Genomic DNA, 11728 nt, shown 5'->3' with positions numbered 1-11728 from the left:
GCTCATAGATTGCCGGCCTTGAGCTGGGCCACGGCGTAGTCGACCGCGCGCACGGTCAGCGCCATGAAGGTCAACGAGGGATTCACGTTGCTGCTCGATGCCATCGCCGCGCCGTCGGTGACGAACAGGTTGGGCACGCCATGCACCTGGTTGTGGGCGTTCAGCACCGAGTCCATCGGGTCCTTGCCCATGCGCGCGCCGCCCTGCACATGCACGGTGACGCCCGGCGTTGCGCCGACGCGCATCGACATCACGCCCTGGGCGCCGCCCGCCTCCAGCATCTTTTTCGCTTCCTGCATCGCGTCACGCGCCATCTTCTCCTCGTTCTCGCCGCGCGCCACGTCGAAGCGCAACAGCGGCAGTCCGAAGCGGTCGCGCGCCTGCGGGTCGAGCGTGATGCGGTTCTCGCGCCGCGGCAGCGTTTCGATGAAGCCGCCAAGGAACACGACCCATGGGCCCGGATTGGCGAGGCGCTTCTTGTAGTCGGCGCCGAAATCGTCGCCGTCGCCGGCCATGTCGGCCCAGCCCATCCGCATCGAGCCGCCCTGCATGATGTAGCCGCGGTCGAAGTCGATGCCCTCGTCGCGCACGCCCTTCAGGTTGCGGAAGCGCGGCATGTAGATGCCGTTGGCGCGCCGCCCATAGTAATAGCGGTCCATCATCCCGGGAATGACGCCGAATGCGGCGGCATTGTCGTGGTCGCAGATGTAGCGGCCCAGTACGTCGCCCTTGTTGCCCAGGCCGTTCGGGTTCCGCGCATCGGTCGACTGCAGCAGGATCTGCACGCTGGCCTCGGTGCCTGCGTTCAGGAACACGATGCGCGAGGTGTAGACCTTGCGCTTGCCGGTCAGGGCGTCGATCACCTCGACCCCGCTGGCCTTGCCGGTCTTCGGGTCGGTGACGATGCGGTGGACCACGCTGTTGGTCTTCACGGTCAGCAGGCCGGTCTTCTGCGCGTCGGGCAGGGTCGCCGACAGCGAGGAGAAATAGGCGCCGAACGAGCAGCCGCGCGAGCAGATGTTGCGGTAATTGCAGGGCCCGCGGCCGTTGTGCTCCTGCGTCAGGTTGACGGTGCGGCCGATGGTCAGGTAGCGCTCCGGCCACTTGGCGCGGATGGCTTCGCGCAGGTGCTTCTCGGGCGCCGTCATCTCCATCGGCGGCAGCAGCTCCATGTCCGGGAAGTGCGCCAGGCCGAGGTTTTCGCCCGAGGCGCCGATGTATTTCTCGACCTTGCTGTACCAGGGAGCGATGTCCTTGTAGCGGATCGGCCAGTCGCTGCCATGGCCGTCGCGCTTGTTGGCCTCGAAGTCGAGGTCCGACCAGCGGTACACCTGGCGCCCCCACAGCGTCGACCGGCCGCCCAGGATGCTGGACCGGATCCAGGCATAGGGCTTGGCCTGCACGTAGGGATGTTCGCTGTCCTTGACCCAGTAGTCCTTGTTGGCCCAGTTGAACTGGCCGAAGGGCTGGTTGGACTGGATCGGGTAGTCGCGCGCGATCGCGTCGCGGTCGAGCGCGCCGCGCCCGGGCGCGTCCCACGGGGTCACGAACTCGGTCTTGTAGTCCTTCTGGTGTTCCAGCGGACGGCCGCGCTCGAGCACCAGCACCTTCATGCCGTGCTGCGTCAGCTCCTTCGCCGCCATGCCGCCCGTGATGCCGGAGCCGATCACGATCGCATCGAATTCGTAGCTCATATCTGAATCTGCCTGTTCCAGGTTTTGGTGTCGACGTCGCCGTCCCAGCGGCCCGGCACCGGCACGTAGGCCAGTTCGCCGTTCACGCCGGCCTCCGAGGTGAAGTAGCCGAGCGTGACCAGGTCGCGCATCTTGAAGAAGAAGGGCGCGGCCGGATCGGCGAGGCGGCCGTCGAGGCCGTGCGACTGCGACCGGTAGCTGCCCGCCTCCTTGCGCGCGGGCGCCAGCAGCGCCGCCTGCTCGGCAGGGGTGCAGGCCGCGAAGCCGCGTCCATGCCCGGCCTGCGCCGCGCTGTCCAGTTGCGCGAGGCCCTCGAGCACAAGCTTGCGCTCGGCCGGCACCATCCAGTGCGCGTACATGTCGGCCACGAAGGCCGGCACCCCGGCTTCGATCGCGCCCGGCGTGTCGGTCTTCGGGATGATCAGTTCGCACAGTGCGGCCAGGCTTGCCTTGTGCGCCGCCGGGAACGGCTCCGGCTTGCCGTCATCAATCGGACGGCTGCCTGCCGACTTGGCCAGCTGCATCGCCAGCGTTTCGCCGCTCCAGTAAGCGGCGCCGGCCGCCAGGGCGATCCGCTTGAGCAGGGTTCTTCGGTCCATGTGTCTCCTCGTTTTATTCTATTGACTGATGCCGAGCATCTTGCGGATCTGCTGCGGATCCGTCGCGCCGCCGGCGAAATCGTCGAAGGCCTTCTCGGTCACCCGGATGATGTGGTCGCGGATGAAGGAGGCGCCTTCGAGCGCGCCCTGTTCCGGGTGCTTCAGGCAGCATTCCCATTCCAGCACCGCCCAGCCCTTGAAGCCGTACTGGGCGAACTTGGAAAAGATGGCCTTGAAGTCGATCTGGCCGTCGCCCAGCGAGCGGAAGCGTCCCGCACGGTCGATCCAGGGCTGGTAGCCCGAATACACGCCTTGCCTGCCGCTGGGGCGGAATTCCGCGTCCTTCACGTGCATCACCTTGATGCGCTCGTGATACAGGTCGATGAACTCCAGGTAGTCGAGCTGCTGCAGCAGGAAGTGCGAGGGGTCGTAGGCGATGTTCAGGCGCGGATGGTGATCGACGCGCTCGAGCAGCATCTCGAAGGTGGCGCCGTCGAACAGGTCCTCGCCCGGATGCAGTTCGAAGGCGATGTCCACCCCCTGCTCGTCGTAGGCGTCCAGGATCGGGCGCCAGCGCCGCGCCAGCTCGTCGAAGGCGGTCTCGATCAGGCCGGCCGGGCGCTGCGGCCACGGATACAGGAAGGGCCATGCCAGGGCGCCGGGAAAGCTGATGCTCGCATCCAGGCCCAGGTTGCGCGAGGCCCTGGCCGCCAGCAGCACCTGCTCGACCGCCCACTGCTGGCGCGCGGCCGGCTTGCCGCGCAGCGCCGCCGGTGCGAACACGTCGAAGGCCTCGTCGTAGACCGGGTGCACGGCCACCAGCTGGCCCTGCAGGTGGGTGCTGAGCTCCGTGATCTCGACGCCGTTGGCAGCCGCGATACCCTTGATCTCGTCGCAGTAGTCGCGGCTTTCGGCGGCGCGCGCCAGGTCGAACAGGCGCGTGTCGTTGGACGGCAGCTGCACGCCGCGGTAGCCGAGCGAGGCGGCCCACTTCGTGATCGCATCCCAGGAATTGAACGGCGCCTCGTCGCCGGCAAACTGCGCCAGGAAGATCGCCGGTCCCTTGATAGTGGTGGTCATGGCCTCTCGCTCACCTCAGGCGCCGATGGTCTCGGTGCGCGTGCAGTTCGTGACCGGGCTCCACGGCAGGTAGGAGATGCGCAGCTGGACACCGACCGCGACTTCATGTTTGCCCGCCGCCAGGCCCTGCGCCTGCAGCACCGACACCTCGGCCACTTCGCCGAATTCCCAGCGCTCGGCGGTGTTCTCTTCCAGCTGGTCCAGGGTCCAGGATTTGCCGCGCACCGAAAAGCGCACCTGCTCGCGCGGCACCGCCACGCCGTCGACCTTGACCGCGATGTCCTCGACCACCGACAGCGGCTGGCCGCGGTAGTAAGGCAGGCGCACGCCGAGGGCAAAGCCCTTGCCGTCCGCCAGGTTGCGCAGGCTGTCCGGATAAATGATGTGTTTGTCGTACATGGCGCGGCTCCTTTATGCTTCGCCCAACAGGCGTTTGAACATCTCTTGCTGGCGACGCACCTGCTCGCGGCCGTCGACCTCGAACGCGTCCTCGATATGGCGCTGCCCTTCGTATTCGCTGGACAGGTGGCCGGTGTAGCCGCCCTCGATCAGGACCGGGATGATCTCGTCGTAGGGAATCGACGGTTCCTTGCCGGTGTCGTCGATCTCGTAGAACTTGGCGTGGATGTGGAAGATCCAGGGCATGAACTCGAGCATGCGGCGCGGATTGCTCCAGATGTTGTGGCGCAGGGTCTCGGCCATTCCCAGGTCGACCTGGTTGGCGCCCATCTTGCGGATGTCCATGAGCACGTAGTCGGGCAGCACGCGCGCCTTGTGCGCTTCGAGGATGAACTCGACGATCTTCGGCGTCGCGCCCATGCGCAGGAAGCGGTCGCGGAAGACCGGCGGGTAGTCCTTGATGTACATGCCCATGTCCGGGACGTAGCCGACGTGGTCGGAACCGGTGGCGCGGGTCAGTTCGGTATAGCGCAGGATCCACGGGTGGTCGAAGTGGAAGGGCGAATGCACCTCGATGCCCATGCGGATGTCCAGCTCCTCCGCCAGCGGCACGCAGGCCACCACCACCTCGGGCGGCGTGTTGACGATGATGCGCATGGTCTTGCAGCCCAGGCGGTGGGCAAAGCGCAGGTCGCGCTGCATCGACGCGACCATCTCGTCGAAGTTCAGCTTGCGGTGCTTGTACAGCTTGGTGTCGAGGAACATGTCGTGGCATTGCGCGTAGGCGCCATGCTTCTCGAGGGAGGCGAAGAAGCCGTCGATTTCCGCCTGCGGCACGTCCGGGAAGTGCGTGAAGGACTGCTCGCTGACGACCTCGATGCCGCGCGCGCCGAGGCCGGCCGCGTGGGCGATGCAATCGTCGAGGCTCATCTTGCGCAGGAAGGTCTCGTACTGGTACGAGTACAGCGACACGCCGCGCTTGATGCTGTGTGTTGGGTTCATGCTGGACCTTGTTGTGGTGGGAACGATCAATGGAAATCAGATGCGTGCGGAGACCGCCGGGGCGCCGGCGCGGCTGCGCACCAGCACGGTGACGGCGGCGCCGATGCCGGCGACGACGCCGAACACGACGAAAGCGGGCTGCAGGCCGCCGAACAGGCTGCGGACCATGTTGACGACGGCCGGCGACAGGAACTGGGCGGCGAAGAAGGCGCTCGCCCACCAGCCCATGCCGCGGCCGCGGTGCTCGAACGAGAACCGGCTCTGGGCGAAGGCGATCAGGGCCGGCACGATGATGCCGTTGGCCAGCTGCTGCACGAAGGCGAAGGCCAGCGCCACCTTGTAGTCGGGCGCCAGGCCGATCCCGGCCAGGCCGATGCAGTAGCCGGCGAAGACCAGGGCGATCTGGCTGCGCACGCCGAAGCGGGTGGTCAGCTTGAACAGGACCGCGCCGATCGGCACCCCGAGGCTCGGGATCGCCATCGCCAGGCCGATCGATTGCGGATCGGCCACGCCCAGTTCCTTCAGCAGCACCGAGAAATGGATCACCTGGACATAGTAGATCGTCGACAGCAGGACGGTCACGCCGCACACGCCCAGCGCGACCATGTAGGGAAAGGGCGAGCTTGCCGGCGCCGCCGCCTCCTGCTGCGCACGGCCGCGCGGCTGCGGCTCGAACAGGAAGAAGACACTGGCCAGCAGGATCGGGAAGGCGACGCCGTAGACCGCGAACGGCCATTGCCAGCCCCTGGCGGCCAGGAAGCCCGAGCAGGCGATGGTGACGGAACCGAGGACGGAGCCCGTCACACCCTGGATCATCAGCCAGCGGTGGCAAGCCTTTTCCTCGAAATAGTCGGCCAGCAGCGTGTTGACGATGGTGAGCACGGCCGCCTCGCCCAGGCCGATCACGACCCGCCCGGCGACCACTGCCCAGAAGTTATCGATGAAGAAGGGGATGAAGCCGCCGATCCCGTACACGGCCATCGCCCACAGCATCAGCTTGCGCCGGCCGAAACGGTCGACGACGACGCCGGCGGCCGGCGCGAACAGGGCGATGCAGGCGCTGGGCGCCGTGATCAGGAGCGGCACCATCAGCTGCGGATTGCCGACATCGTGGAAGTGGGCCAGCAGGGTCGGCAGCGTCGGCGACAGCGCGATGATCGCCATCACCGGCAGGAAACCGGCCATGACCAGGATCCAGCCCTGGCGCCAGTCGGCCTGGCGTGCGGTGTAATGCATATGTGTCTCCTTGATTCTTCCGTGCGGCGTGGGCGCCGCTTCGTTTTCATTTGGGAAAAAATCTGACCGGCTCATGATAGGGGTTTTCCCGGCCTTTTCCCCGCCGCCCATCCTTTCTTTTTATGAATAGCAAGTATCCAAAACTTGAATAGATGACTTGCCGCTATGGCAGCGGGTTTTTCGCTATAGTAGGAAAACGTTTTCCCAAAAGATCCATCCTTACGAAAACCACCCATGTCCGAGAAATCTTCCCTGCCCTCGCCCGCCCTTCCCGGCAGAGCGATTTCCATCAGCGCGGTCGCCGAGCAGGCCGGCGTATCGATCGCCACGGTGTCGCGCGTGATCAATGCGAGCAAGCCGGTCAGCGCCGATACGCGCGGACGGGTCGAGGCGGCGGTGGCGGCGCTCGGCTACCGCACCAATCCCTTCGCGCGCAGCCTGATGCGCGGCGAAAGCCGGCTGCTGCTGGTGCTGGTGCCGGATTTCGCCAATCCGTTTTACTCGGAGACGGTGAAAGGGATCGAATCGGTGGTGCGCCGGCATGGCTACAGCATCGTGCTGGGCGGCGCCCCGGATGCGCGCGGAGCGGAGCAGGCTTCGCTGGACACCGTGTACAACCGCCTGGTCGACGGCGTCATCAGCCTGGCCAACTTCCAGGACCTGCAGCCGCTCATCGAGGAGCTGCCGAACCTGCCCTGGGTGGCCTGCTCGGAATTCATCGAAGACAGCGGTCTCCCGCATGCCAGCATCGACCACGGCCAGGCCGCGCTCGACGCCGTGCAATACCTGATCAACCGCGGCCATCGCCGCATCGCCCTGCTGGGCGCGGACGAGACTTACCTGTGGGCGCGCCAGCGCCATGCCGGCTACGAAGCCGCCCTCAAGCGCGCCGGCCTCCAGCTCGATCCGCAGCTGGTGCGCATCGCGCGCGGCACCGACTACAGTTTCGGGATGGAGGCGGCCGGCGCCCTGCTGGCCCTGGAAGCGCCGCCCAGCGCCGTGTTTGCGGTCTCGGACACGCTGGCGATCGGCGCGATCAAGGCCTTTCGCCGCGCCGGGCGCCGGGTGCCGGAAGATATCGCGGTGGTCGGCTTCGACAACATTCCCCTGTCCCAGATGTTCGAGCCGGCCCTGACCACGATCGCGCAGCCGATGTTCGAGCTGGGCGCCGCTGCCGCCAAGATGCTGCTGGAACGCCTGGCCGGCGGCCACCCGGAATCGCGTACGCTCCAGCATGCGCTGGTGGTGCGCGAGTCGGCCTGATACGAAAGGAAGCGATGCGATTCAATAAACTGGACCTGAACCTGCTGGTCGTCCTGAATGCCCTGCTCACCGAACGCAGCATCAGCCGCGCCGCCGAAAAGATCCACCTGAGCCAGCCCGCCACCAGCAATGCGCTGTCGCGCCTGCGCGATTACTTCGAAGACGAGCTGCTGGTCAGTTCCGGCCGCCAGCTGCTGCTCACCCCGCGCGCCGAAGCGCTGATCGAACCGGTGCGCGAAGTGCTGATGCGGATCGACTCGACCATCGCCGCCCAGCCGGAATTCGATCCCGGCAGCGAGAGCCGCGACTTCACCCTGCTGGCATCGGACTTCACCATGACCGTGCTGATTCCGCAGCTGCTGGAGTCGCTGTTCAAGGAAGCGCCGGGCATCCGCATCCACATCCGCGGCCAGAGCGACCGGCCGGACGAAGTGCTGGAACAGGGCAAGGCCGACTTCCTCATCATTCCCTCGCAATTCCTGTCGAAGAGCCATCCTTCGGTCGCCCTGTTCGAGGAAGAGTACGTGTGCGTCACCTGGGCCGGCAATACCCGCGTGCAGGAGCGCCTGACCCTGAACGATTACCTGAGCTGCGGCCACGTGACCGCGAATTTCTCCGGCGAGCGCCAGGGAACCACCTTCGACGGCTGGTTCATGGACAGTTTCGAGGTGAGCCGGCGCGTGGAAGTGACGGCGCCCTCGATGGCCGCCCTGCCCGCGATGGTGATCGGCACCGACCGCATCGCCACCGTGCACCGCCGGATCGCCGAAAGCGCCCAGGCCTACCTGCCGGTGCGGCTGTGGGAGCCGCCGCTGAAGATCCCGCGGCTGGTGCAGTCGCTGCAGTGGCACAAATACAAGAGCAACGACGCCGCCACCCTCTGGTTGCGCCAGCGGCTGATCGAGGTCGCGTCGCGCATCTAGCCCTTCGGGAGAAACCATGCACTACCCGCTTTTCCGGCCGCTCGCGGCCGGCGCCGCCGCGTGCGCCCTGCTCGCGGGCTGCGCCATGCGCGCGCCGGCGCCGGCCCAGCCGCAACTGTCTACCCGCACGGTGCCGCTGATCGAGGTGGACGGCCTGCGCTTCCGCGACCTGAACCGCAACGGCAAGCTCGACGCCTACGAAGACTGGCGCCTGCCGGCCCGGGTGCGGGCCGCCAGCCTGGTCGCCGCGATGCGCCTGGAGGAAAAGGCCGGCCTCATGATGCACGGGAACCTGGCCATGCGCGCGGACGGCAGCCAGCCCGACCTGGCCGCGATGCGCCCGCTGCTGCTGGAGCGGCATGTCAGCACCTTCGTCAGCCGCCAGCAGGGCGACGCCGGCCAGCTCGCGGCGGTCCACAACCGGCTGCAGGAACTGGCCGAACAGTCGCGCTTCGCGATCCCGGTGTCGCTCAGCACCGATCCGCGCAATCACTTCCAGTACACGGTCGGGCAAACCGTCGCCGGCGGCGGCTTCTCGCAGTGGCCGGAACCGCTGGGCCTTGCCGCGATCGGCGACCCGGCTCTGACGCGCCGCTTCGCCGACATCGTGCGGCAGGAATACCTGGCGACCGGCTTCACGCAGTCGCTGTCGCCGCAGGCCGACCTGGCGACCGAGCCGCGCTGGCCGCGCGTGTTCTCGACCTTCGGCGAGGATGCGGCCAGCGCGCGCCGGCAGGTACAGGCCTGGGTCGAAGGCCTGCAGGACGGCGACCGCGGTCTCCATCCCGGCAGCGTGGTCGCGGTGGTCAAGCACTGGGCCGGCTACGGCGCCGCCAAGGACGGCTGGGACAGCCACAACCCCTGGGGCAGGTTCATGAGCTTCCCGGGCCCGAATTCCGCCGACCACTTCGCCTACCACCTGCTGCCCTTCGACGGCGCGTTCGCGGCGAAGGTGGCGAGCGTGATGCCGACCTATTCCGAGCCGGACGGCCGGGTCGAACTGGATGGCGTGGTGCTCGACCCGGTCGGCGGCGGCTACAGCCATGCCCTGCTGACCGAGCTGCTGCGCGGGAAAAAAGGTTTTGACGGGGTGGTCCTGAGCGACTGGGCCATCACCAACGACTGCGCCGGACCGTGCCTGCATGGTGCGCCCGAAGGCGTCACGCCGCTGGCCTTCTTCCCGCAATTCGGCACGCCGTGGGGCGTGGAACAGCTGGGCAAGCGCGCACGCTTCGTCAAGGGCGTGAACGCCGGCCTGGACCAGTTCGGCGGCACCGAGGAGGCGTCCTACCTGGTCGAGGCGGTGCGCGCCGGTGAACTTCCGGTCGCCCGGATCGACGCCTCGGCCACCCGCATCCTGCTGCAGAAATTCCAGCAGGGCCTGTTCGAGAACCCCTACGTGGACGAGGCCCGGGCCCTTGCGACGGTCGGCAAGCCGGCCTTCCGCGCCGAGGGTCTCGAGGCGCAGCGCCGTTCCCTGGTCCTGTTGCAGAACAAGGGCGGGCTGCTGCCGCTGACAGCTGCGGGTACGAATGCGGGACGCAAGGTCTGGCTGCACGGCGTCGACGCCGCGGTCGCGGCGCGCTACGGCTTCACGCCCGTGGCCGACCCGGCGCAGGCCGAGCTGGCCATCGTCCGCGCCGCCACGCCGTTCGAAGTGCTGCACCCGCGCCATATCTTCGGCCTGCTCGCGCACGAAGGTTCGCTGGCCTTCGTCGACGGCAATCCCGACTACGAAGCGATCAAGCGCGCAAGCAGCCACGTGCCGACCATCGTCACTGTCAACCTCGAGCGAGCGGCCATCCTCACCAACGTGGTCGACAAGGCCGGCGCGGTGCTGGCCAACTTCGGCGTGAGCGACGAGGCGCTGTTCGACGTCCTGACCGGCAAGGCCAGGCCGGAAGGCCGCCTGCCGGTGGAACTGCCGTCCTCGATGGCGGCGGCGGCGCGCCAGCGTCCCGACCTGCCGCACGACAGCGAGAACCCGCTGTTCCCGTTCGGCTTCGGCCTCTCTTACTAAACCAGACCTTTGCGCCATCGATGAACGTTTCCCCTTCCGCCACCCATGAGTCCGCCTTCGAGGCCGCCGCCGGCTTCAGCCCGCGCCGCCGCACCGCCGCCCTGATCGCCGTCGCCTGCGCGTTCGTCATGGACCTGCTGGACACCACCATCGTCAACGTCGCCGTGCCCTCGATCGGCCACAGCCTGCAGGCCACTACCTCCTCGCTGGAATGGATCATCGCCGGCTACGCGGTTGCCTTCGCCGTGCTGCTGATCCTCGGCGGGCGCCTGGGCGACAGCCATGGCTACCGGCGCATGTTCCTGATCGGCGTCGCCCTGTTCACCCTGACCTCGCTGATGTGCGGCCTGGCGCCGAGCGTGGGCATGCTCGAAGCGGGACGCCTGCTGCAAGGCGCCAGCGCGGCGCTGATGGTGCCGCAGGTGATGGCCCTGGTGCAGGTGATGTACCCGCCCGAACTGCGTTACCGGGTGTATGCGGTGTTCGGCTTCCTGGGCGGCGTGTCGGCCGCGCTCGGGCCCATCGTCGGCGGGCTGCTGATCGACGCCAACTGGTTCGGCCTGGGCTGGCGCCTGGCCTTCCTGATCAACCTGCCGGTCGGCGCCGCCAGCCTGGCGGCCGGCATGCTGCTGCTGCCGAAGGGCCGCGGGGTCGAGGCGGTCTCGCTCGACATCAAGGGCGCGCTGCTGTCGGTGCTGCTGCTGTTCTCCATCCTGCTGCCGCTGATCGAAGGCCCGGCGCGCGGCTGGCCGCTGTGGACCAGCGCGATCCTGGCCGCCGCCCTGCCGCTGGCCTGGCTCACTTGGCGCTACCTGGGCTGGCGCGATGCGCGCGGCGGGCATGCGCTGGTGCCGCCCGCCCTGCTCAAGCGGCGGCGGGTGGCGCTCGGCCTGCTGTGCGGCCTGTGCCTGCAACCGGTCATTCCGGGCTACCTGCTGGTGATGACCTTCGTGCTGCAAGGCGGTCAGGGTCTGTCGGCTTCGCAGATGGCCTATGCCTGCGCGCCGATCGCGCTCGGCGCCATGCTCGGCATCAGCCTGCTCGGGCCGCGCCTGCATCGCCGGCTCGGCACCCACACCTTGCTGGCCGGCGCCGGCGCGCAGCTGGCCAGCCTGCTGCTGGTCGGCTGGGCGATCGGCCTGCCGGCGATGCCGCTGTGGGCCCTGGCGCTGGGCCAGCTCGGCATGGGCATCGGCCTCGGCCTGGTCGGGCCGCCGCTGTCGAACGCGACCCTCGCCGACGTTCCCCTGGCCGAAGCCGGCGCCGCGTCCGGCCTGCTGAGCGCCGTCCAGCAGCTGGCGGGCGCGCTTGGCGTGGCGCTCGCGGGCCTGCTGTTCTTTCATGGCGGCCCGGCGATCGATATCGGCCAGGCCTACGACTACGTGAGCGCCTACCGCCAGGTGCTGCCGCTGTTCGCGGGGCTGCTGCTGGGCGGGGCGGTGGTGTGCTTCAGTCTCGCCAGGAGTCCGGCGGCGCCCCCAACCCAGGCTCACGAATAACAACGATCAGGGG

Annotated in this window: 10 protein-coding genes; 4 read left to right on the top strand and 6 right to left on the bottom strand. The window is 67.9% G+C overall.

Annotated features, from left to right (window positions below; genetic code table 11):
• Positions 1-2: 2 nt before the first annotated feature.
• From AM586_RS17515 to AM586_RS17490, 6 genes are read right to left on the bottom strand one after another with little or no spacing between them, the layout of a single operon-like run.
• Positions 3-1694 carry an FAD-dependent oxidoreductase gene (locus AM586_RS17515; protein WP_047826940.1) on the bottom strand — a complete coding sequence of 564 codons (1692 nt, stop codon included), beginning with the start codon at positions 1692-1694 and terminating at the stop codon, positions 3-5.
• Positions 1691-2293: a gluconate 2-dehydrogenase subunit 3 family protein gene (locus AM586_RS17510; protein ID WP_047826941.1), complete on the bottom strand. Its 603-nt coding sequence runs from the start codon at positions 2291-2293 to the stop codon at positions 1691-1693. Before AM586_RS17510 ends, AM586_RS17515 begins: the two co-directional genes overlap by 4 nt.
• 18 nt (positions 2294-2311) lie before the next feature.
• Complete coding sequence (locus AM586_RS17505) at positions 2312-3373, bottom strand: sugar phosphate isomerase/epimerase (RefSeq protein ID WP_047826942.1); 1062 nt, start codon at positions 3371-3373, stop codon at positions 2312-2314.
• 15 nt (positions 3374-3388) lie between these two features.
• Complete coding sequence (locus AM586_RS17500; RefSeq protein ID WP_047826943.1) at positions 3389-3772, bottom strand: DUF6379 domain-containing protein; 384 nt, start codon at positions 3770-3772, stop codon at positions 3389-3391.
• Positions 3773-3784: 12 nt separating this feature from the next.
• Entirely contained in the window at positions 3785-4774 is a 990-nt protein-coding gene (locus tag AM586_RS17495) for a sugar phosphate isomerase/epimerase (protein WP_047826944.1), read from the bottom strand.
• Positions 4775-4810: 36 nt separating this feature from the next.
• Complete coding sequence (locus AM586_RS17490; protein WP_047826945.1) at positions 4811-6010, bottom strand: MFS transporter; 1200 nt, start codon at positions 6008-6010, stop codon at positions 4811-4813.
• Positions 6011-6244: 234 nt separating this feature from the next.
• On the opposite strand from AM586_RS17490, the gene AM586_RS17485 reads away from it, so the two are divergent.
• Genes AM586_RS17485 through AM586_RS17470 form a run of 4 tightly spaced genes read left to right on the top strand, consistent with a single transcriptional unit; the run spans position 6245 to position 11715 of the window.
• Positions 6245-7273, top strand: a complete 1029-nt coding sequence (locus AM586_RS17485) for a LacI family DNA-binding transcriptional regulator (protein ID WP_047826946.1) — start codon at positions 6245-6247, stop codon at positions 7271-7273.
• Positions 7274-7287: 14 nt separating this feature from the next.
• A complete protein-coding gene (locus tag AM586_RS17480) occupies positions 7288-8196 on the top strand; it encodes a LysR family transcriptional regulator (protein ID WP_047826947.1) in 909 nt (302 codons plus the stop codon).
• Positions 8197-8212: 16 nt separating this feature from the next.
• A complete protein-coding gene (locus tag AM586_RS17475; RefSeq protein ID WP_082439383.1) occupies positions 8213-10216 on the top strand; it encodes a glycoside hydrolase family 3 protein in 2004 nt (667 codons plus the stop codon).
• Between the two features lie 20 nt (positions 10217-10236).
• Complete coding sequence (locus tag AM586_RS17470) at positions 10237-11715, top strand: MFS transporter (protein ID WP_047826948.1); 1479 nt, start codon at positions 10237-10239, stop codon at positions 11713-11715.
• The last annotated feature ends 13 nt before the right edge of the window (positions 11716-11728 follow it).

Source organism: Massilia sp. WG5 (genome assembly GCF_001412595.2).
Lineage (GTDB): Bacteria > Pseudomonadota > Gammaproteobacteria > Burkholderiales > Burkholderiaceae_D > Telluria.
This window is presented reverse-complemented; position numbering and strand designations above follow the sequence as displayed.